The organism is Gemmatimonadales bacterium (assembly GCA_035502185.1).
In the GTDB taxonomy this organism is placed as follows: Bacteria; Gemmatimonadota; Gemmatimonadetes; order Gemmatimonadales; family JACORV01; genus Fen-1245.
Genome location: DATJUT010000068.1, coordinates 35354 through 55861 on the forward strand (window position 1 = coordinate 35354; position 20508 = coordinate 55861).

At 73.3% G+C, this 20508-nt stretch carries 18 protein-coding genes; 10 read left to right on the forward strand and 8 right to left on the reverse strand.

Annotation, left to right across the window (positions count from 1 at the left end):
* Positions 1 to 39: 39 nt before the first annotated feature.
* The 4 genes from VMF70_09455 to VMF70_09470 all read left to right on the forward strand — a co-directional run bounded on the left by VMF70_09455 (position 40) and on the right by VMF70_09470 (position 5833).
* Positions 40 to 1935, forward strand: coding sequence for a CocE/NonD family hydrolase (locus tag VMF70_09455; GenBank protein ID HTT68244.1), 1896 nt, complete (start codon positions 40 to 42; stop codon positions 1933 to 1935).
* A 64-nt stretch (positions 1936 to 1999) separates the two neighbouring features.
* Positions 2000 to 2485 (forward strand): carbon monoxide dehydrogenase subunit G, encoded by a 486-nt coding sequence (locus VMF70_09460; protein ID HTT68245.1) that lies wholly within the window; start codon positions 2000 to 2002, stop codon positions 2483 to 2485.
* 220 nt (positions 2486 to 2705) lie between these two features.
* Positions 2706 to 4367 (forward strand): FAD-dependent oxidoreductase, encoded by a 1662-nt coding sequence (locus VMF70_09465; GenBank protein HTT68246.1) that lies wholly within the window; start codon positions 2706 to 2708, stop codon positions 4365 to 4367.
* Positions 4364 to 5833 carry an ATP-binding protein gene (locus VMF70_09470; GenBank protein HTT68247.1) on the forward strand — a complete coding sequence of 490 codons (1470 nt, stop codon included), beginning with the start codon at positions 4364 to 4366 and terminating at the stop codon, positions 5831 to 5833. Before VMF70_09465 ends, VMF70_09470 begins: the two co-directional genes overlap by 4 nt.
* Positions 5834 to 5851: 18 nt before the next feature.
* Here the strand turns inward: VMF70_09470 and VMF70_09475 are convergent, their stop codons facing one another.
* Together VMF70_09475 and VMF70_09480 are read right to left on the reverse strand one after the other, a co-directional pair.
* Positions 5852 to 6838 carry an aldo/keto reductase gene (locus VMF70_09475; protein HTT68248.1) on the reverse strand — a complete coding sequence of 329 codons (987 nt, stop codon included), beginning with the start codon at positions 6836 to 6838 and terminating at the stop codon, positions 5852 to 5854.
* 44 nt (positions 6839 to 6882) lie between these two features.
* On the reverse strand, positions 6883 to 7398 hold the full coding sequence (locus VMF70_09480) for a DinB family protein (protein HTT68249.1): 516 nt from the start codon (positions 7396 to 7398) through the stop codon (positions 6883 to 6885).
* A gap of 154 nt (positions 7399 to 7552) precedes the next feature.
* On the opposite strand from VMF70_09480, the gene VMF70_09485 reads away from it, so the two are divergent.
* The 4 genes from VMF70_09485 to VMF70_09500 all read left to right on the forward strand — a co-directional run bounded on the left by VMF70_09485 (position 7553) and on the right by VMF70_09500 (position 12218).
* The gene (locus VMF70_09485; protein ID HTT68250.1) at positions 7553 to 7993 is read left to right on the forward strand and encodes a hypothetical protein; all 441 of its coding nucleotides are present in this window, start codon (positions 7553 to 7555) and stop codon (positions 7991 to 7993) included.
* A 103-nt stretch (positions 7994 to 8096) separates the two neighbouring features.
* Positions 8097 to 8504 (forward strand): hypothetical protein, encoded by a 408-nt coding sequence (locus VMF70_09490; GenBank protein HTT68251.1) that lies wholly within the window; start codon positions 8097 to 8099, stop codon positions 8502 to 8504.
* A gap of 4 nt (positions 8505 to 8508) precedes the next feature.
* Positions 8509 to 10668 carry a TonB-dependent receptor gene (locus tag VMF70_09495; GenBank protein ID HTT68252.1) on the forward strand — a complete coding sequence of 720 codons (2160 nt, stop codon included), beginning with the start codon at positions 8509 to 8511 and terminating at the stop codon, positions 10666 to 10668.
* Positions 10665 to 12218 carry a hypothetical protein gene (locus VMF70_09500; protein ID HTT68253.1) on the forward strand — a complete coding sequence of 518 codons (1554 nt, stop codon included), beginning with the start codon at positions 10665 to 10667 and terminating at the stop codon, positions 12216 to 12218. Before VMF70_09495 ends, VMF70_09500 begins: the two co-directional genes overlap by 4 nt.
* 40 nt (positions 12219 to 12258) lie before the next feature.
* Here the strand turns inward: VMF70_09500 and VMF70_09505 are convergent, their stop codons facing one another.
* Both VMF70_09505 and VMF70_09510 read right to left on the reverse strand, forming a co-directional pair.
* Positions 12259 to 13824 (reverse strand): glycosyltransferase family 39 protein, encoded by a 1566-nt coding sequence (locus VMF70_09505; GenBank protein HTT68254.1) that lies wholly within the window; start codon positions 13822 to 13824, stop codon positions 12259 to 12261.
* On the reverse strand, positions 13821 to 13970 hold the full coding sequence (locus VMF70_09510; GenBank protein HTT68255.1) for a hypothetical protein: 150 nt from the start codon (positions 13968 to 13970) through the stop codon (positions 13821 to 13823). The genes VMF70_09505 and VMF70_09510 overlap by 4 nt, the downstream gene beginning before the upstream one ends.
* Positions 13971 to 14098: 128 nt before the next feature.
* Between VMF70_09510 and VMF70_09515 the strand changes: the two genes are divergently transcribed.
* Positions 14099 to 14932 carry a tetratricopeptide repeat protein gene (locus tag VMF70_09515; GenBank protein HTT68256.1) on the forward strand — a complete coding sequence of 278 codons (834 nt, stop codon included), beginning with the start codon at positions 14099 to 14101 and terminating at the stop codon, positions 14930 to 14932.
* A gap of 79 nt (positions 14933 to 15011) precedes the next feature.
* On the opposite strand, the gene VMF70_09520 is transcribed toward VMF70_09515, so the two are convergent.
* Positions 15012 to 15530, reverse strand: coding sequence for a DinB family protein (locus VMF70_09520; protein ID HTT68257.1), 519 nt, complete (start codon positions 15528 to 15530; stop codon positions 15012 to 15014).
* Between the two features lie 247 nt (positions 15531 to 15777).
* Here VMF70_09520 and VMF70_09525 point away from each other — a divergent pair, with 247 nt between their 5' ends.
* On the forward strand, positions 15778 to 16659 hold the full coding sequence (locus VMF70_09525) for a hypothetical protein (GenBank protein HTT68258.1): 882 nt from the start codon (positions 15778 to 15780) through the stop codon (positions 16657 to 16659).
* A 76-nt stretch (positions 16660 to 16735) separates the two neighbouring features.
* Here the strand turns inward: VMF70_09525 and VMF70_09530 are convergent, their stop codons facing one another.
* Genes VMF70_09530 through VMF70_09540 form a run of 3 tightly spaced genes read right to left on the reverse strand, consistent with a single transcriptional unit; the run spans position 16736 to position 20426 of the window.
* Positions 16736 to 18454 carry a thiamine pyrophosphate-binding protein gene (locus tag VMF70_09530; GenBank protein HTT68259.1) on the reverse strand — a complete coding sequence of 573 codons (1719 nt, stop codon included), beginning with the start codon at positions 18452 to 18454 and terminating at the stop codon, positions 16736 to 16738.
* Positions 18451 to 19980, reverse strand: coding sequence for a GMC family oxidoreductase N-terminal domain-containing protein (locus tag VMF70_09535; protein HTT68260.1), 1530 nt, complete (start codon positions 19978 to 19980; stop codon positions 18451 to 18453). Before VMF70_09535 ends, VMF70_09530 begins: the two co-directional genes overlap by 4 nt.
* Positions 19977 to 20426 carry a hypothetical protein gene (locus VMF70_09540; protein ID HTT68261.1) on the reverse strand — a complete coding sequence of 150 codons (450 nt, stop codon included), beginning with the start codon at positions 20424 to 20426 and terminating at the stop codon, positions 19977 to 19979. The genes VMF70_09535 and VMF70_09540 overlap by 4 nt, the downstream gene beginning before the upstream one ends.
* Positions 20427 to 20508: the final 82 nt, after the last annotated feature.

Here is a 20508-nt window from a genome sequence, read left to right on the forward strand (position 1 = left end):
GCCCCGCGCCGTACATTGAGCCGAACCCTCGGAGGCCCCATGCCGCGTCTCGTCCTGCCGCTCCTGCTCGCCCTCGGGCTCGCGCCCGCGCCCCTGGCCGCGCAGGCGGCCCCGCCCGCTCCCGACACCGGCTGGTTCCGCGCCACCTACACCAAGCGCGAGGTGATGATCCCGATGCGGGACGGGGTGCGGCTGTTCACGGCCATCTACGTGCCGAAGGACACCACGCGCACCCATCCGTTCGTGATGACCCGCACGCCCTACAGCTCCGGCCCCTACGGCGCCGACCGGTTCCCGCGCCTGCTGAGCTACATCCCCAACGCCTACGCGCACGAGGGGATGATCCTGGTCAACCAGGACGTGCGCGGGCAGTGGATGAGCGAGGGGGAGTTCATGGACGTGCGGCCGGTGGTGGAGCACCGGACCAGCCACGACGTGGACGAGACCACGGACACCTGGGACACCGTGGACTGGCTGGTCAAGAACGTCGCGGGCAACAACGGGCGCGTGGGCGTGCGCGGCACGTCGTACCCGGGCTTCTACGCCGAGATGGCGGCCATCGACGCGCATCCGGCGGTGAAGGTGGTCTCGCCGCAGGCGCCGGTGACCGAGTGGATGGGCGGCGACGACTTCTTCCACAACGGCGCACTGCTGGAGCAGCACTCCTTCTTCTTCAACTACTTCGGGCGGCCGCGCCCGCAGCCGACCAGCCGGGGTCCCGAGGTGGCCGGTCCCGGCACCCCCGACGGCTACGAATGGGCGATGCGGCTCGGCGCGCTCAGCCACCTCAACGCGCGCCTGTACCACGACAGCGTCGCGTTCTGGGATTCGATCGTGGCGCATCCGACGTGGGACGCCTTCTGGGCGGCGCGGAGCGGCCGGCCGCACCTCCGCAATCTCAAGCCCGCCATGCTGTGGGTGGGCGGCTGGTTCGACACGGAGAACCTGTGGGGCGCGCTGCACGCCTACGCGGCGGCCGAGCGGCAGAGCCCCGGCGCCGAGAACCGGCTGGTGATGGGACCCTGGCACCACGGGCAGTGGAACGTCGTGCCGGGCGACTCGCTGGGCGACATGGCCTGGGGCTCGGCCACGTCGCGGTTCTACTCGGACAGCATCGAGATTCCGTTCTTCAACTACTACCTGCTCGATTCGCAGCCGGCGCCGCGGAAGTACGAGGCCGCGGTGTTCGAGACCGGCCGCAACGCGTGGCGCTTCGTGGACGCGTGGCCGCCCGCGACCGAGGCGCGGAACCTGTACCTGCACGCGCAGGGCGCGGCGTCGTTCCAGCCGCCGCGGGCCCGCGGCCGCGCACTGTTCGACCAGTACGTGAGCGATCCCGCGAAGCCCGTGCCGTACACGGACGAGATCACCCAGTGGTACGACCCGGGCTTCATGGTCGGGGACCAGCGCTTCGCCGCGCGCCGGCCCGACGTCCTCGTCTGGCAGACGCCGCCCCTCGACACCGCGCTCACCGTGGCGGGCCCGATCGGCGTGGACCTGACGGTCTCCACGACCGGGACCGACCAGGACTTCGTGGTGAAGCTGATCGACGTGTTCCCCGACGACTACGGGCACGACGAGATGTTCGCGTTCGGGCGGCCGAGCGCCGCGGCCAAGCTCGGCGGCTACCAGATGCTGGTCCGGGGCGACGTGATGCGCGGGAAGTTCCGCAACAGCACGGCCAGGCCGGAGCCGTTCCGGCCCGGCGCGCCGACCGCGGTGCGGTTCACGATGAACGACGTGTACCACACCTTCCGGCCGGGCCACCGGTTGATGGTGCAGGTGCAGAGCACCTGGTTCCCGATGATCGACCGGAATCCGGGCCGGTTCGAGGACATCTACCGCGCGAAGGACGCCGACTTCCGGGCCACGACCCAGCGGGTGTACCGCTCCGCGGACCTCGCCTCGCACCTCGTGCTGCCGGTGCTGCCGTGATCCGGTCCCGCCTCCCCGCACCCGCGGGGCTCCGGGTTCGGGGTCCGGGGTGCAGGAAGACGGCGTGATCCTCGAAGGCACGCACGCGTTTCGCGCCTCGCGCGAGGCGGTATGGGAGGCGCTGCAGGACCCCGACGTCATCGCCAAGACGACGCCGGGCACGCGGGACATGCGGCGCGTCGCTCCGGAGCGGTACGAGGGCAAGATGCGGCTGGGCCTCGGGCCGCTGGTCGCGGAGTTCGACGTGGTGGTGACCCTGACCGACGTGGCGGCGCCGGAGCGCTACACGATGCACGTCGCCGGCGGAGGCCGGCTCGCGTCGCTCCAGGGCAGCGTGGCCGTGCAGCTCTCGCCCGACGGGGCGGGGGTGGTGCTGCGCTACCGTGCCGACTTCCAGGTGGGTGGGCCGGCCGCCGCCCTCGGGCATCGGCTGCTGGAGTCGGTCGGCCAGCTGATGGCCAGGCAGGGCCTCGAGGCGATGAACCGGGAGGTGGAGCGGCGCCTGGCCAGCGAGCCGCCGGCGGGCGGGCCGGCCGCGTCGCCGCGCTAGCTGCGTCGAGTCGGCACGGCGGACGGGCCGGCCGCGTTGCCGCCCTAGCTCCGTCGAGTCGGCACGGCGGACGCCGGGACGCGGCGCCGACTTGACAATCGGCCGGCGCACCCCACTTTCCGCCATCCCGACATGAACGACTGCTCCCTCAGGACGGTGCCGTGCCGCGCCCGGTGCGGCCGCTTCGCCCCGGCGTGACCGCCGTGCGAGTGGACGCGCGATGACCAAGCCGGCCATCCTCGCGGTGGACGACGAGCCGGAGGTGCTGAACGCGGTCGAGCGCGACCTGCGCAGCCACTACGCGGGCCGGTACCGGATCCTGAAGGCCGGCTCCGGCGCCCAGGCGCTGGACGCCGTCCGCCAGCTCAAGCAGCGCAACGCCGCCGTCGCGCTGTTCCTGGTGGATGCGCGCATGCCGCAGATGAGCGGCACCGAGTTCCTGATCGAGGCGCGGCGACTCTACCCGGACGCCCGCAAGGTGCTGCTGACGGCGTACGCGGACACCGACGTCGCGATCGCCGGCATCAACCAGGTCCAGCTCGACCACTACCTCATGAAGCCGTGGGACCCCCCGGCCGAGCGACTCTACCCGGTCCTGGACGACCTGCTCGACGACTGGTTCGCGTCGTTCCGGCCGCCGTTCGAGGGCATCCGGGTGGCGGGCTCGCTGTGGTCGCCCAGGAGTCACGAGGTGAAGGACTTCCTGTCCCGCAGCCAGACGCCGTACCAGTGGATCGACGTGGAGCGCGACGCCGCCGCGCGCGCGCAGGTGGAGGCGCTGAGCCCCGGCCTCAAGCGCCTGCCGGTGGTCTTCTTCCCCGACGGCGCGGCGCTGGTGGAGCCGAGCACGCGGGCCCTCGCCGAGAAGGTGGGCTTCGCGACCACCGCGAGCCGCCCGTTCTACGATCTGCTGATCGTCGGCGGCGGCCCGACCGGGCTGGCGGCGGCGGTCTACGGCGGGTCGGAGGGTCTCAGGACGGTGCTGATCGAGCGCGAGACGCCCGGTGGCCAGGCCGGCACCAGTGCGGCGATCGAGAACTACCTCGGCTTCCCGAGCGGGCTGTCGGGGGCGGACCTGGCCCGGCGCGCGACGGCGCAGGCCAAGCGGTTCGGCGCCGAGGTGCTGACGGCGCGCGAGGTGACGAAGCTCCGCGTCGACGGGCCGTACCGCGTCGCGACCCTGGACGACGGCGGCGAGCTGGCCTGCTACGCGCTGCTCCTCTCCTGCGGGATGCAGGTGCGCCGCCTCGAGGTGCCGGGGATCGAGGCGCTGACCGGCGCCGGCGTGTTCTACGGCGCCGCGCTGACCGAGGCGGGGTCGGTCCGCGGCCAGGACGTCCTGGTCGTCGGGGGCGCGAACTCGGCGGGCCAGGCGGCGCTGAGCTTCGCCCGCCACGCCCGCAAGGTTACGATGCTCATCCGGGGCGCCTCGCTCGCCGCGGGCATGTCCCAGTACCTGCAGGACCGGATCGCCGACACGCCCATCATCGAGGTGCTCCCCGAGTGCGAGGTCACGGCGGTCCACGGGACGGACCGGCTCGAGGCGGCCGACGTCGTCACCGGGTCCGCGCGCGCCGCGCGCCGGCTCGAGGCGGCGGCGATGTTCATCTTCATCGGCTCGACCCCGCGCTCCGACCTCGCGGCCGGCCTGCTGGAGCGCGATCCCGGCGGCTTCATCCTCACCGGCCCCGACCTCGTGACCGACGGCAAGCGGCCGCCGTCGTGGCCGCTCGAGCGCGACCCGTTCCTGCTCGAGACCAGTTTGCCGGGCGTCTTCGCCGCGGGCGACGTGCGCCATGGCTCGAGCAAGCGCGTGGCGGCGGCCGTGGGAGAGGGCTCCTCCGCCGTCGGCATGGTGCACAAGTACCTGGAGACGGTGTGAGCCGGCCGGGCAGCGGGCCGTTCGAGCGGGTGGACGTCCCGCCCGCCGAGATCGTGCGGCGCCTCAAGGCGCACCGCACCCTCGGGGGCGTCCCGGAGCAGGAGCTGGCCTGGCTGGCCGCGCACGGGATCGTGCGGCGGTTCGAGAAGAGCGCGCGATTCGTCGCGGCTGGGGAGGCGGACGGGACGGTCTACCGCGCGGTGGAAGGGGTGCACGCCATCCTCTCCGGGCACCTCGCGATCTACGTGGACCGCGGGGAAGGGCGGCACAAGGTGATGGAGTGGCGCGGCGGCGACGTGTCGGGCCTGCTGCCCTACTCCCGCATGAAGGCCAGTCCGGGCGACGTGATCTTCGAGGAGCGCTCGGAGGTGCTCACCGTCTACCGGGAGCACTTCCCCGAGATGATGCGGGAGTGCCCCGAGGTCACCGCGGCGCTGGTGCACGTGATGCTCGACCGCGCGCGCCACTTCACCAGCAGCGACCTGCACGACGAGAAGATGAAGTCGCTGGGAAAGCTGGCGGCGGGCCTGGCGCACGAGCTGAACAACCCCGCCTCCGCGGTGATCCGCGCGGCGAAGTCGCTGTCCGAGGGTTTGAGCGCGTCCGACGCCGCGTCGCGGGCGCTGGGCGCGGCCGGCCTCACCCCGGCGCAGCGAGCGGCGGTGGAAGCGGTGCGCGACGCGTGTCTGGCCCGGCGCCGGTCCGGGGCCCATTCGCCGATCGAGGAGGCCGACCGCGCGGACGCGATCGCCGACTGGGTGCAGTCCCACGGCGCCGACGGCGCGGTGGCCGGCCCGCTCGCCGACACGGCGGTCACGATCCCGGCGCTCGACGAGCTGGCGCGGTCGCTGGACGGCCCGCTCCTCGACGGGGCGCTGCGCTGGGTGGCCTATGGCTGCGCGGCCCGCACCCTGGCGCGGGAGATCGAAGCGGCCGCCTCGCGCATCCACGAGATCGTCGCGGCGGTGAAGGGCTTCACCCAGATGGACCGCGAGACGGTCGCCCAGCCGATCGACGTCGAGCGGGGCCTGGCGGACACCCTCACGGTGCTGCGCAGCAAGGTCAAGCGGAAGTCCGCGACCGTCGAGGTCGCGGTCGAGCCGGATCTGCCCCGGGTGGAAGGCTACGGCGGCGAGCTGAACCAGGTGTGGGTGAACCTGATCGACAACGCGCTCGACGCCGTGAACCCGGGGGGCCGGCTGGACGTGAGCGTGAAGCGGGAAGCCGGGAGGGTGGTGGTGCGGGTCGCCGACGACGGCCCCGGCATTCCGGAGTCCATTCGCGGGAGCATCTTCGATCCGTTCTTCACCACCAAGCCGGTCGGCGAGGGCACGGGCCTGGGGCTCGACATCGTGCGCCGGCTGGTGAGCCGGAACAACGGGACCATCGAGGTGGAGTCGCGGCCGGGGCGCACCGTCTTCACGGTCGGCCTGCCGGCCGCGGGGGCCCCGTCCGCGGGCTCCTAGCCGCCGGCCCCGGCGGCCTCAGCCGTTGATCGAGCGCATCGCCTGATCGTTGTAGCGCGGGCCGGCGGCGAGATCCGCCGGCAGCGCCGTCTCGATGCGGGCGACGTCCGCGGCGCCGAGCGCGACCTGCACGGCGCCCAGGTTCTCCTCGAGGTACGTCCGCCGCTTGGTGCCGGGGATCGGGACGATGTCCGGGCCCTTGGCCAGCAGCCAGGCCAGCGCGAGCTGGCTGGGCGTGCACCGCTTCGCGGCCGCGAGCGCCTCGACGCGGCGCACCAGCTCCTGGTTCTTCTCCAGGTTCCCGCTCTGGAAGCGGGGGTGGACGCGGCGGTAGTCGTCGGCGGCGAGGTCGGCCGCGGCGCGGAACCGCCCGGTCAGGAAGCCCCGGCCCAGCGGGCTGTACGCGACGAAGCCGATCCCCAGCTCGCGGCAGGTCGGGAGGATCTCGGCCTCCGGGTCGCGGCTCCACAGCGAGTACTCGGTCTGGACCGACGTGATCGGGTGGGTGCGATGCGCACGGCGGATCGTCGCCGCCGAGGCTTCCGAGAGCCCGAGATAGCGCACCTTGCCGGCGGCGACCAGGCCGGCCATCGCGCCGACCGTGTCCTCGATCGGGACGGTGCGGTCCACGCGGTGCTGCTGGTAGAGATCCACGTAGTCCACGCCGAGCCGCCGCAGCGAGGCGTCGCACGCCTGCTTCACGTACTCGGGCCGGCCGTTCACCCCGGCCCACGATTTGTCGGGCCCCCGCAGGTTCCCGAACTTGGTGGCCAGCACCACCTGGTCGCGGCGGCCCCTGATCGCGCGCCCCACCAGCTCCTCGTTGGTCCACGGGCCGTAGACGTCGGCCGTGTCGAGGTAGGTGCAGCCCAGCTCGATCGCGCGGTGGATGGTGGCGACCGACTCGGCGTCGTCGCGGCCGGCGTAGAACTCCGACATCCCCATGCAGCCGAGCCCCAGGGCCGACACCGTCAGCCCCTGACTCCCGAGCTTCCGCGTCTCCATCGTGCCGTTCGCTCCGTTCAGGATCGCCGGTGGCCGCGCCGCGCTCAGCGTCGCGGCGGCTGCTCGTCCGCCGAGGGGCCGTACATGCCCGGGATGGCGACCTCCCGGAGGCGGAGGTAGACGCCGAGCTGCGCGCGGTGGTGCACCATGTGGCTCATGGCCATGCGGCGGAACACGTCGTGCTTCGGGCGGGTCCAGATGACCTGCCCTCCGCGCTTGAAGGTCCACGGTCTGGCGAACTCGGCGTCCGGCGCCGCCGCCAGCGCCCGGCGCGCCTCCGCCACGTTCTGGTCGAACAGCTGGAGGATCTCGGCCGTGCTGCCCAGCGCGCGCGGCTGGAACGGCGGCCCGCCGGGAGGCGCGAAGTCGTGCTCGTCCGTGCGGAGCGAGCGCGTGACCCAGCCCGGGACCTCCGCGATGTGGGTGGCCAGGCGGCCGAGCGTCATGGACTTGGCGTGCGGCTGCCAGGACGCCTGGCCGTCGGGCACGCGCTCGAGCATGCGCCGCGTGGCGGCCATCTCCTCGTCGAACTCGGGAATCAGCAGGTCGACCATCGCCATGGGTGCTCCGGTGGCGGGTGGGAACCTCGTAGCTTAGCGGGCGCCGGGCGGCGCGGCCAGGGCGCCGGGGGCGTGGCGGAGCCCGCCCGCGACGCATATCGTTGGATGGTGTGACCATCCTGGTCGCCTGGCGGTCCGTCACTCCGGAGGCGCGATGCGCTCCATGTACACCCTGGCCGCAGCCGCTCTGAGCGCGGTGGCGCTCGGGATCGCGGCATGCAGCTCCACGCCGACCAACGGCAACAACTGCGGCAAGGGCACCCCTCCCGACCTGTCGGGCAGCTACCTGCTGTCCACCTACACCCTCGGGTCGCAGACGTGGTCCTCGCCGCAGTCCAGCGGCCTGCTGCAGATGACCGCGTCCACCTACCAGTACAGCATGACCCTGTCGACGGGCACGCCGCCGACCCAGTCGGTCTTCGAGACGGGGTCGTACCAGTTCGTGGGCGCGACCTGCGTCATCCTCACGTCCAGCATCGACACCACGCACTTCAGCGGCTCGATCCGGGTGACCACGGTGTCGAACGTCACGACGCTCCGCGAGAACGGCAACGACGGCACCCACGTGGTCGACTGGGTCTGGATCAAGAACTAGCCGGCGTCGGGCGGCACCGTCGTGGCGGCCGCCGGGCCCGGCGGGTGTGCTTGGCCGGCCCCCTGCCGTTCGGGTCCACGTTCCTTTCGCTCGAGGAGGCACGATGCGTGTGAAGGTCTGGTTGGCTGCCGCCGCCGTCTCGGCCGGCGCGTTCGTGTTCGCCTGCAAGTCCACCAGCGAGTCCGGCTGCGGCAGCGGCACGCCGCCGTCGCTGGCGGGCACGTATGCGCTGCAGTCCTTCCAGCTCGGCGCGGCCGCCGCCCTCACGCCGCCGGCGGAGACGGGAGCGTTGCGGCTCCACGCCGCCACCTACGGGGCCAACCTCGCGGGGCTCCTGACCCAGGACGACAGCGGCACCTACGCCATCACGGGGACGTCGTGCATCAGCGAGAACTCGGTGATCGGGAACGAGCAGTTCGTCGGCACCTTCTCCCTGGTCGGCACGACGCTCACGCTCCTGGGCAGCGTCGGCGGCCAGTCGGCCACGGTGGTCTGGACCAAGACGTCGTAGCCTGATGGCCGCACGCCACGCCGTCCTCGCGGCCGTATTCGCGGCACTCGCGGCGGCGGCGCCGCGCCTGGCGGCGCAGCAGCCGCCGGCGCCGGGCGACATCCACGGCGTCGTGACCGACCGCGGGAGCGACAGCGTGATCGCGGGCGCGCACGTGCTGCTGCTGGGCACCCCGCTCGCCACGACGACCGACGAGCAGGGCGCGTTCGCGCTGGCCAGCGTCGCCCCCGGCCGCTACACCCTGCGGGTGCTGTCCCTGGGCTACGCCCCCGCGGTCCTGGCCGACGTCGTGGTGGCGGCGGGCGACACCCTCCAGCTGCGGGTGGCCCTCGACGCCGTGGCCCTGCAGCTCTCCGGGATCAACGTCACCGCCACGGGCAGCGCCCAGAAGCTGGGCGAGTCGCCGGTGAGCGTCGCCATCCAGGACCGGACCGACATCTTCGCGCACAGCGCGGTCGAGGTGCAGGACGCGCTGCCGTTCGTCCCCGGCGTCGACATGAACCACGGCGAGGTGGATCTGCGCGGGGCGTCGGGCGTGTCGGAGGGCGTCGGCAGCCGCGTCCTGATGCTGCTCGACGGCCACCCGGTCCTCACCGGCGACGGCGGGGAGATCGACTACGAGGCGCTGCCCATCCTCGACCTCGACCGGGTCGAGGTGGTCAAGGGCAGCCAGTCGGCCCTGTACGGCAGCTCGGCCATGGGCGGCGTGGTGAACCTCATCACCACCCCGATCGACGGACGGCCCGCGAGCGCGCTGAAGGTGCATTACGGCCTGTACGACCTGCCCAGCGCGTTCCGCTACGGTGCCGCCCGGCCGGACTACTACGGGCTGGACGTCCAGCACTCGCGGCAGGTCGGCGCGGTGGGGGTCCGGCTGGCGCTGGGGGCGGAGCAGTCCGACGGCTTCCACCAGAACGGCGAGTTCACCCGGTGGCTGCTCCGGGCCAAGGTCGCGTCGATGCCGGGCAGCACCCACCCCTGGGACGGCTACCTCGTGCTGTCGGACCTGGACGCGGGGCAGTTCAGCAGCTGGCTGTCGCCCGCGCAGCCCTACCAGGTCCCCGATTCCGCGCTCGGCGACTGGAACCACAACGTGCACGTGCTGGTGGGCGGCCGGTACGCGGCGCTGGCCGGAAGCCAGGCGATGCTGCAGATCGAGCCGTCGCTGACGTACACGGCGGTGCGCGACCACATGCACGACAGCAACAACTGGCACAACGCCGCGCGCTCCGGCGTCAACACGCTGTTGACCTTCAATCCGGGCTCGGAGCACGCGGTGACGGTCGGCCTCGACGTGGCCGGCACGGCGCTCAGCTCCTCGTACTACGGGAAGAAGTGGACCACCGACGGCGCGCCGTACGCCCAGGAGCAGTGGGCGCTGGCCTCCTCGCTCCACGCCACCGCGGGCCTGCGGTTCGACTACCACCACGTGGACGGCGGGAAGGCCGAGGAGACGGTGAACCCGAAGCTCGGCCTCGCGTTCAGTCCCGACGGGCCGCTCGCGCTGCGGGCCTCGTTCGGCCGCGGCTATCGCGCGCCCAGCGCGATCGAGCAGTTCGTGAAGACCGCCCAGCAGGGCGTCCAGGTGCTGCCGAACCCGGCGCTCCACGGCGAGACCGCGTGGTCGGGGGAGATCGGCGGGACGGCGAGCCTGGGCCGGCTGTGGCTCGACGGCGCGGCGTTCCAGTCCTGGTACCGCGACCTCATCGGGCCGGCGGCGGTGCCGGGGCAGCTCCTGGCCTTCAGCTTCCAGAACGTGGAGCGCGCGGTGGTGCGGGGCGTGGACGCGACGGCGAAGCTGAGCGTGGCCGCGCGGCGGGTGGACCTCACCCTGAGCTACCTGTACCTGGACACCCGCGACGACTCCACCGGCCTGCCGCTGCCGTACCGTTCCCGGCACACGGCCACGGCCTCGGTGGACCTGCTGGGCGGACTGGCCGGCCTGGACGTGCGCTACCGCAGCCGGCTCGAGCAGGTACTCCTGTACCCGCTCGATCCCCGCGGCGACATCACCCTGGTGGATCTCCGCCTCGGCCTGCGGGTGAAGGGCGTCGTCTTCCTCGCCAAGGTCTCCAACCTGCTCCAGGCCCGGTACGTGGACGTGCTGGAGCGGAACGAAGGAGCGCCGCGCAGTCTGCTGGTGACCGGCATGACCGGTCTTTGATCCGCCGGCTGCTGGCCGCCGCGGCGCTGGCGGGCGGCCTCGCGGTCCGGCTGCCGGCGCAGACCATCGACACCATCGTTGTCGTGAACCGCAACATCTTCGAGCCGCTGGGCGACGCCCCGGGCCTGCTGGCGCGCGTGGGCGACGCGCTGCACGTCAGGACGCGGCCGTGGGTGATCCGCCGCACGCTGTTCCTCGACCAGGGCGACCGCTACGACTCCGCGCGGGCGGTGGAGAGCGCCCGCGCGCTGCGGGGGCTCGGGGTGTTCCGCGACGTGGAGCTGGACACCGGCCGCGTGGACGGGCGGCTCGGCCTGCTGGTCACGACGGCGGACGGGTGGAGCACGCGGCCCCAGGGCGGGTTCTCCTCCTCCGCGGGCTCGGTGACCTGGAACCTCGGGGTGGTGGAGAAGAACGCCCTGGGCACGGCGAACGCGGTGCAGGCGCTGTACCAGAAGACGCCCGACCGCAGCGAGTGGGAGCTGCTGACGCACTCGCCGGGCCTGGGGCTGCGGCGCGCGAGCCTCGACCTGTGGCTGCTCGACCTGTCCGACGGCCGGGCGGCGTACTGGGCGTACGGCGTCCCGTTCTACGAGACGGCGGCGCCGGCGGCGCTGGTCACCAACGGCGAGGCGGGGACGACCCGGGTGCTCAGCTTCCGCGACGGCGCCCTCGCCGACAGCCTGGAGCGCCGGGCGCTGCGGCTCGCGCTCTCCGGCGGCGTCGCGCTGCGGGCGACCGATCACGACTACGTGCGCCTGGACGCGTTCGCGCAGCTCAGGCGCGAGAGCTTCGCGCGCTACGGCGGGAGCCGGCCGGGCGACTCGCTCAGCGTCGCCGCCGGACTCGGGCTCGAGCTGGGCCGCAGCCGCTTCGTGGTGGCACGGAGCCTCGACCAGTACGACCGACCCGAGGACGTGGACGTCTCGAGCCGCCTGTTCGTCGGCGCATGGGCGGCCCCGGCCGGATTCGGGTACCGCGCCGGCCGCGCCGGCGTCGGGCCGTCGGTCGCCGCGCGGTGGGGCACCGCGTGGCGGGACGGCTTCGCCTGGCTGCACCTCGATGCGGACGGCGTGCTCGGCGCGGCGGGCCTCGACTCGGGGCGGGCCGACGCCGCGATGACGGTGGCGACGCAGCGGCTGCCGCGGCAGACCCTGGTGGTGCACGCGGAGGGCGGCGCGGCGCGGCGGATCGCGCCCGGCACCGAGTTCGATCTGTGGCTCGACCTGGACGGGCCGCGGGCCTATCCGGCGCACGCCTTCACCGGAACCCGGCGCTACTGGGCGGTCGCCGAGGACCGCTTCCTCGTGGCGAACGACTTCCTGGGCCTGGTGGGCCTGGGGATCGCGCCGTTCGTCGAGTGGGGCGGGGCGTGGTACCCGGATGAGCGGCCTCGGGCCGCCGGCGACGCTGGGCTCGCCCTGCGACTGGGGAGCACGCGCTCGACGCGCGGAGAGGTCACGGAGATCGCGGTGGCGGGGAGGTTCGGGCCGGTCGTCACGGCGGGGCGATGGGCGCTGGTGGTGAGGCAGGCGGTTGATCTGCGTTGAAACTGTGAGAAGTCACCTCTCACCCCTCACCTCTCACCCTTCAGTATCTCCCCGCCACCCGCGTCCACACCTCCTGCAGCGTCTCCCTCGGTCGCCGGGCCACGTACACCGTCAGCACCTGCTCCTCGCGCACCGTGAGCGGATTCGTCAGGCGGCCCGCGACCTCGACGGAGTCGTACAGCCGTCGCAGGCCTTCGCGGCCCTCCCCGATGGTGATCGCCACGACGCCGGGCCGCGTGCCGGGTCCGAAGAACCAGTACGACCCCTGCGCGCACACCACCGGCGGCAGGCCGATCTTCGGCCCGTAGAACTCCGCGGCGCCCGCCTCGCCGAAGTTGTTGGCGATGATCACCGCCTGCGCGCGCTCCAGCGGCGGGAGCGCGACGTAGGCCGTGGCCAGCGCCCTCACGCGGTCCTGCCAGCCGAGCATGTCCGCGTAGTCCTGCGGCAGCCGCAGGTACTGTCCCTGGTTGTCGCGCAGCGCCTCGGTGGCCCCGATGGTGTGAACGTAGCGTTCCATCGCCGCGGGCGGCAGGAGCGGCACGCCGAGCGGCAGGACCAGCACCCCGTACGCGGCGGTGAGGCCGGCCGCCCAGCCGCGGAGATGCGCCCCGAGGCGCGGCGAGCGCAGCCGCTCGAGCGCGGCGGCGCCGGCGGCGAACAGGACCGGATACGTCGCGCCGACGTAGTAGGCCTTGCCGTGCAGCGCGATCAGCACCACCCACACCGACAGGCACGTCCACCCCACCAGCCGGAACGGCCGCAGCGCCGGCGCCAAAAGGAGCGCCAGCAGGCCGCACGCGCCGACCAGCATGGCCGGCCCGAACATGAGCTGGACGAGGAAGAACCCGGCCACCGACACGTGCGCGAGCTGGTCGTGCTGCAGGGTGCGCATCTGGCCCGCCAGCGGCCAGCCGAGCGCGATCTGGCCGACGATGCTCGGGCTCCCGAGCGCCAGCGCGACGAGCAGCACCAGCCAGGGCCAGCGGGTGAGCAGGGTGCGCCGCCACGGCGTGGCCAGGAGCGCGACCAGCACGCCGAACCCGAAGAACAGGATGCTGAACTTGGTGAACAGCCCGATGCCCCCGGCCAGCGCGAGCAGGCCCCACCACGGGCCCGCCGGCCCCTCGGCGCGGCACAGCCGCGCCAGCGCGTAGCAGCCCGCGGTCCACCACAGCGCATCGAGGATCACGGGCTGGAACAGGTTGCCGGCGCGCTGGAAGAACACGCTGCCCGCGACCGCGAGCGCGGCGAAGCCCTGCGCCCAGCGACCGCCGCCCAGCTCCCGGGCGAGCAGCGCCGCGAGCACGACGATGGCCGTGGCGGCGAGGGCCGGCGCCAGTCGCAGGGCGACCAGCGAGTCGCCGAGCAGGAACCGGGACGCGGCGGACAGCACGGCGATGCCCGGCGGGAAGTCCATCCGGAACAGCCGGAGGTGATCGCCCATCGCGAAGTAGAGGAACTCGTCGCGGTGGATGCCGTACCCGGTGACGAGGTTGGTGACCAGGTGCAGCAGCAGGGTCGCGCCGGCCAGCGCGAGCACCGTCCGCGCGGCGAACGGCGCGCGCTCGGGCGCGGCGGACCGCGTCGGGTCCGGAGCGCTCACCGCGGCCGGTAGGTCTTCTTGCCCCTGGAGCGCTCCAGGCGGTCGATCTCGATCATGATGTCGGGTGGAATCGGGCGGCAGCCGCAGTGCGTCGCGTGCGCCTGGTGCCACGCCACCCGCTGCGCCAGGGACGCGCGGGTTGGCATGGGGTGCTCCCGGTGCCAAGTGTCGTTCACGGGCATGCGCAAGCTTGGGCAGGCGAGGTTGGTGATGTCAAGCTTGCTCCGCCCGACCGGACCGGTGATCATACGACCTCTCCCGAACGAAACGACCGATGCCCCACATCGCGGCCTTCCATCCCGAGATCGTCCACTTCGTGATCGCGCTCGCCATCGTGGGCGCGCTCCTCCGCTGGACGTCGCTCACCGGAAGCCTCGCCTTCACCCGGCCGGCCGCGGCCACGCTGTTGATCCTCGCCGCCGGTGCCGCCGTCCTGGCGGCGGAGTCGGGGCGCCAGGCGCACGACCGCCCCGAGCGCATCCCCGGCGTGCGCGCGGCGGTGCAGGCGCACGAGGGCGCCGGGGAGTGGGCCCGTGACGCGCTCCTCGTCGTGGCCGGATTGGAGATCGTGGGGCTCGCCCTGGTCCGGAGCGCGCGGTGGCGCCGCTACGCCGAGATCGCGTCGGCCGTGGCCTGCCTCGCCGCGGTCGGGGCGGTCTACAAGGCCGCGGACCGAGGCGGCGACCTCGTGTACGCCTACGCGGGGGGTCCGGGGCTCAGGACCGGGGACACGGCGGACGTGCACCGCCTCCTGACGGCGGGCCTGTTCGAGGAGGCGATGCTGGCCCGCGGCGCGCACCGCGGCGCCCAGGCCGACTCGCTCATCACGGAGCTGGCGCGGCGCGATCCGGGGAACGTCGAGGTGCAGCTGGTGGCCGCGCAGTCGCTGATGGAGGATCGCAAGGACCCGCACGCGGCCCTCGCGGCCCTCGACCGGATCGTGGTGCCCGACTCGCAGGCCTTCCTGAGGATGCGGGTCGGCTTCGCGCGGGCCGACGCGTACGTCGCCGCCGGCCTGAAGGACTCGGCGCGGGCGGTGCTGCAGGGTCTGGTCAAGCAGTTCCCGGACAATCCGAGGATCAGGCAGAGGCTGGAGAGACTGGGGTAGAGACTGGGGTAAGGGTTTGGGAATTGGGGGTTGGGGTTTGGGGCGCCAATCCCCAGACCCCAGCCCCGAACCCCGGTCGTCAGTCCCCCACCCCCGCTTCTTTTCTTCTCGCGTTCCACTCCCACATCCCGAAGGTGACCTGGTTGGGGAGCCGGTGGCCCAGCTGCCGGGTCAGCATGCACACCTGCCCGCGGTGGTGCGCCTCGTGGGCGATCAGGTAGGCCACGAACGCGGCGACGTCCGGCGGGAAGTTCTTCACCTTGCCGCCCGACGCGAGCGACGACGCCACCAGCTTCGCCACGGCCGCGTGGCTGGTGGCCAGCGCCTTGCGCGCCTGGTCGCTCGTCACCTTCAGCCGGTCGAGCTGCGCGGGGAGCTTGCCGCCGGGCGCGGCCGCCTTCAGCCACATCAGCCGCACGTTGTGCACGTGGGCGACGATCGCGGCCACGGTGCGGCCGTCGCCGCCCGGCGGCTCCGCGCGCCACGCGGCGGCGGGCAGGCTCTCGAGGAGGTACTGGGTGATGCGCTCGCTCGTGGCGAGCGCCGTGAGCAGGGCGGCGGCGAGGTCGAGCGGCGCGGCCTGGCGCGCGGTGGCCATCCAGCGGCTCCGGGGAAGGGTGGCGCGTAGCTTCGCCGCGGCCCACGCGGGTTGTCAAGCGAATGTCGCGCGAGCCGCGCGCGTCGCTCGTGTGTCGGGTGCGCACGCCGGGGTGTCCCGGAAGAGGGACACGCGCGCCGGCGCGGGCTCGGGGCAGGGAGCCGAGAATGTGTTGAGCCGCCGGGTGTTGACGCTTGCTTGACGCCCGACCACCGGCTCGGCACGGTGAATGCCGGTTCGATGGGGCATGAAGACGCCACGATTCGTCCCGACCGGTCTCGTCCCGCTCGTGCTGGCGATCCTCGTGAGCCTGGCGCTGCCCGGCCGGCTCCGCTCCCAGGACGAGCACAAGGGCAAGATCGACGATGTCGAGCAATCCGCCCGCAACGCGACGAAGGGCCGCGAGGGCCACCACGACCACGACGACGGCGATGGCGGTGGCGGGTTCCTCTTCCACCTGGTGCGCGGGTTGTTCCACGTGATGGCCCATACGCAGACCGTGCCGTCCGACAGCGCGGCACCGCCGCCGGAGCCGCCGAGCCAGGGCTATCTCGCCTACCCGTACGCGCGGCCCCGGGACGTCTCGACCTTCGTGCTGCGCGACGTGACCACCGGCCGCGAGTTCGCGAGCGTCGGCGCGGCCTACTTCCGGGACGACGGATCCACGCTGCGTGCCGGACAGTTCACCTTCGACGCCGCCTACGCCTGGGCGCTGCTGTCGGCGGAGTATTCGTTCTACCGCGAGCCGATGCCGGACGGGACCGACTACCTGCACCTCGGGCGCGTCGCCGTGGACGGCCTGGGGCCGTTGGGCGACATCGGGTACTTCAAGGCGGGCCTCGCGGTGCAGGCGGTCGTCACCGACAACCTGCACGGCGCGGCCGGACCCGAGCTGGACCTCGGCGTGCAGCTCTTCCCGGGGCGGCCGCTCGGCGTCGCCGCCGACGCCCGGTTCGCGGCCCTGACCTGGCAGGGTGGGCCCGCGTTCGGCACCGGCTTCGTGGACCTGATGGGTCGCGGATCGGTGTTCATCGGCCGCGTGGAGCTCCAGGCCGGATACCGCTGGACCCGCGTCGGCGTCGGGACGCCGTTCCACGGGCCGACGCTGGGGATGCGGGTGTGGTTCTAGACGGGCGAGACGGGTGTTGATGGGTGGCAGGTGGTGGGTGAGAGAGGTCCGCGGCCTGCAACCCACAACCTACAACCTACGACCCACCGACTTTCCTCAGCACCGCCCGCCCCACGAACCGCAGCCGGTCCTTCCACGGCAGCCGCAGGAAGGTCGTCTTCACGACGCCGCGGGTGAAATACGTCCTGGTCGAGTAGTCGATGGCGGTGTCCACGAGCACCGGGCGGCCGGCGGCGGTGACGGAGGCGACGTGCGCCAGGACCCCGGGGATCTCGGCGTCGCTCGCCAGGCGCGTGAACTCGACGCCGAGCGCGCGTGCCAGCGCCTCGAGGTCGAGATCCGGGAGCACGCTCGCCGTCTTGCGGCCGAGCGCGAGGTCCTGGAACTGTGCGATCTGCGCCAGCTCGCCGTCGTTCAGCACGAACACCGCGACCGCGGCGCCCAGCTGCGCGGCGGTCAGCAGCTCGAGCCCGGTCATCAGGAAGGCGCCGTCGCCGGCGAGGGCCACGACGGGGCAATCGGGCCGGGCGAGCCTGGCCCCGATCGCCGCGGGCACCGCGTAGCCCATGCACGAGTAGTCGATCGGCGCCAGGAACTTGCCCGGCTCGTCCAGGCGCAGCGTCTCCACCGCGAGAAACGTCCCGTTGCCGCTGTCGGCCGTGAAGACGGTCCGGGGGCCGAACCGTTCCTGCAGGGCGCCGAGCAGGCGATACGGCGAGACCCGGCCGGTGTCCGCCGCGCCGGCGCGCTCCCGCGCGAGGCCGGCGTGGTCCTCGCGGAGCCGGTCGCGCAGCGCGTCGTTCCTCGGCTTGGCGCCGAGCGTGCCGAGCAGGGCCCGCACCACGGCGCCGGCGTCGCCCGTGACGGTGGCATCGGCCGGGTAGTTCCGGCCGAACACGCCCGGGTCGGCGTCCACGTGGATCAGCGGGCGCGGCACCGCGAGGCCGTAGCTCCCCGTGGCGACCTCGCCGAACCGGCAGCCGATGGCGAGCGTGGCGTCGCAGCCGTCGGCGGCCCGGCGCGCGAACGGCGGCGCGGCGTCGCCGAATCCGGGCCACAGCACGAGCGGGTGCGACTCCGGGAAGACGCCCTTGCCCTGGAAGGTCGTGGCGACCGGCGCCTCGAGCCGCTCGGCGAGGGCGACGAGGTCGGAGCCGGCGGAGGCGGCACCGAGGCCGAGGTAGAGGAGAGGATGCCTGGCGGCGGCGAGGAGGTCGGCCGCACGCTGGACTTCGGCAGCGCGCGGGGTGTGGGGCGTAGGGTGTGCGGGCACCGCGAACGAGCAGTCGTGCGTGAACAGGTACAGGTTCGCCGGAACTTCCACGAACACCGGACCGGCGGGCGCCTCGCGCGCGATGCGGCAGGCCTCCCGGATCACGGCGTACAGCTCCTCGCCGTCCATCGGCCGGAACTGCGCCTTGGTCACCGGCCGCACCATCGCGGCCTGATCCACGTCGTGCAGCTGGTACGCCCGGCCGGTGTCGCGGCGGATCCCGCAGCCGAGCACGAGCATCGCGGCGCAGTCGAGGTACGCCTCGCCGATCCCGCTCATCGCGTGGGTGAGGCCCGCGCCCGGCACCACGTTCGCGCAGGCGAGCCGTCCCGAGGCGCGCCACACGGCGTCGGCCATGAAGCTCGCGCTCTGCTCGTCGGTGACGAGCACCGGGCGCACCCGCGTCGCCGCGGCGAGCGCGTCGTACAGCTCGATGTTGTGGGTGCCCGGGATGCCGAAGGCGAAGGGGACGCCCTCGTCCTCGAGGGCGCGGACGACGATCTGGCCGCCGGTCAGCTTCACGAGCGGACGTCTCCGGCGCCGAGCAGGTCGCGCGCCTCGGAGCGGATCCCCTCCGCCACGCGATCGGCCAGCGCCATGATGGTGAGGTAGGGGTTGATCTCGAGCGAGTCGGGGAACAGGCTCGCGTCGGCCACCCGGAGCCACGGCACGCCGTGCACGCGGCCCCAGGCGTCGGTCACCGATCGGGCGACCTCGCCGACCGACCCCATCGCGCACCCGCCCATCAGGTGCGCCGCCGAGACCGACACCTTGCCGGTGCGGAAGTGCCGCGCGGCGACGAGCGCGTCCACGCGCCCGGCGTCGCGCCGCTCGATGAGCGGCGGGTCGGCCGAAGGTGCGTGCACCCGCAGGGCGCCGGCCGCGAAGAAGATCTTCGCCGAGGTCCGGGTGGCGCGGACGAGGGCCTCCACCGTCTGCGGCGTGAAGCGATAGTGCACCACCGGCTTGCCCGCCCGGTCGACCCCCACGCGGTTCCCCGGGACCGCCTTGTCGCACGCCAGCACCAGGATCATCTGCAGGCGCGGGAAGGCGCGCATCAGCGCGCCGTGCGCCGGCCCGAAGCCGGTGAGGTTCTTCGCGGTCGTGAACGGGAAGTACATGCAGGTCTCGAGCACGTATCCCTCGGCGGCCGCGCGGTCCAGGTAGTAGCTCTTCGGATGGCCCACGTCGTTGGTGATCGGCCGCTCGTGCTCCGCCACCAGGATGTGCGCCGGGTGGCAGGTGAACCCGGCGCCGAGGGCGGGAAGCCGCGACCCGAAGCCCGAGCGCAGCAGCAGGGCGGGGGAGCCCACCGCGCCGCCGGCGACGACCACCACCCGGGCGCGCACCTCGTACTGGCCGGGCTCCCACTCCGACGGCGCGCCCTTCTCGCCCTCCCGCCCGGCCCGCACCACGACGGACAGTGCGTGATCCCGGATGCTGAGGACTTCGGCTCGGGTCACGATCTGCACCCCTGCCGACTGCGCGGCCGGCAGCTGGACACGGGCCGTCCCCATCTTGGCCGCGTTGGGGCAGCCGAGATTGCACAGGCTCGAGCCCTTGCAGCCCTTCACGTTGAGCGGGAACTGCTCGGCCGCGAGGCCGGCCGCCCGGCATCCCTCGACGAACAGGCGGTTGTTGTCGTTGATGAGGTCGGGCTCCAGCAGGTGGACGTCGTTCTGGGCGGCGAACTTCGCCGACCGGCGCGCCACGTCGGCGTGCTCGAGGCCCGGCACGGCCCAGCCGCGGATGACGCGCTCCGGTGCGACCAGCGACGTGCCGGTGTAGACCACGGTGGAGCCGCCCAGCGCGCGTCCGAACGCGAGGGTCATCGCGCCGTCGCTCGTGAGGAAGGCGCCGCCGTCCTCGTAGAGTGCGTCGGCCATCTCCAGCTCGCGGCCGGTGAACTCGGCGTCGGCGAGGCGCGGCCCCTGCTCGAGCACCAGCACCCGCACCCCGTCCTTCACCAGGGGCGCCAGCTCCTGGGCCACCGTCCCGCCGCCGGCCCCCGAGCCGACCACGACCACGTCGTAGTCGCGCCGGATCACGAGCCGGCCACCCGCCGCGGCGTCGCCGGGCCCGGTGCCGCGCGCCCCGGCGCCTCCCAGCCGCGCGGGTCGGCACGGTAGCCGATGGCGGCCGCGGCCGCCGGCCGCGCGTAGTAGGCCATGAAGGCGAGGGTGCGCACCCCCCAGACGCCGCGCCTGAGGAGCAGCAGCGGCGCGTCCTGCATCGCCGCGAGGAACTGCTCGCGGTGCGCGGCGTCGAGCGAGCGGAAGCGCCGGCCCCAGCGGAGCAGGGGCAGGAAGTCGAGCAGACGGAGCAGGAGCGTCAGCTGCCGGCGAACGCCGGCCGGGCGCCCGGCGAGGAACTCCGCGACGATCTGCTCCGCCTCGGCCCAGCCGCGCTCGTCCAGCGAAGCGGCCTCGGGGACGAAAGTCGTGGCCAGGGCGCGAAACAACGGCCGTACCGTGGGGATGACGGAGTCGTGCACGGCGGAGGTAATAACCTACGGAGCCGGAAGTCGCCAGAATTCGGAGCGCAGATCAGCTGCTCGACGGCAGGTACTGAAGTGG

Bases quoted from the DNA above. Each gene is read 5' to 3' on its own strand.
- VMF70_09455 (HTT68244.1), top strand. From the start codon at position 40: ATGCCGCGTCTCGTCCTGCCGCTCCTGCTCGCCCTCGGGCTCGCGCCC.
- VMF70_09465 (HTT68246.1), top strand. From the start codon at position 2,706: ATGACCAAGCCGGCCATCCTCGCGGTGGACGACGAGCCGGAGGTGCTG.
- VMF70_09475 (HTT68248.1), bottom strand. From the start codon at position 6,838: ATGGAGACGCGGAAGCTCGGGAGTCAGGGGCTGACGGTGTCGGCCCTG.
- VMF70_09480 (HTT68249.1), bottom strand. From the start codon at position 7,398: ATGGCGATGGTCGACCTGCTGATTCCCGAGTTCGACGAGGAGATGGCC.
- VMF70_09485 (HTT68250.1), top strand. From the start codon at position 7,553: ATGCGCTCCATGTACACCCTGGCCGCAGCCGCTCTGAGCGCGGTGGCG.
- VMF70_09490 (HTT68251.1), top strand. From the start codon at position 8,097: ATGCGTGTGAAGGTCTGGTTGGCTGCCGCCGCCGTCTCGGCCGGCGCG.
- VMF70_09495 (HTT68252.1), top strand. From the start codon at position 8,509: ATGGCCGCACGCCACGCCGTCCTCGCGGCCGTATTCGCGGCACTCGCG.
- VMF70_09510 (HTT68255.1), bottom strand. From the start codon at position 13,970: ATGCCAACCCGCGCGTCCCTGGCGCAGCGGGTGGCGTGGCACCAGGCG.
- VMF70_09515 (HTT68256.1), top strand. From the start codon at position 14,099: ATGCCCCACATCGCGGCCTTCCATCCCGAGATCGTCCACTTCGTGATC.
- VMF70_09520 (HTT68257.1), bottom strand. From the start codon at position 15,530: ATGGCCACCGCGCGCCAGGCCGCGCCGCTCGACCTCGCCGCCGCCCTG.
- VMF70_09525 (HTT68258.1), top strand. From the start codon at position 15,778: ATGAAGACGCCACGATTCGTCCCGACCGGTCTCGTCCCGCTCGTGCTG.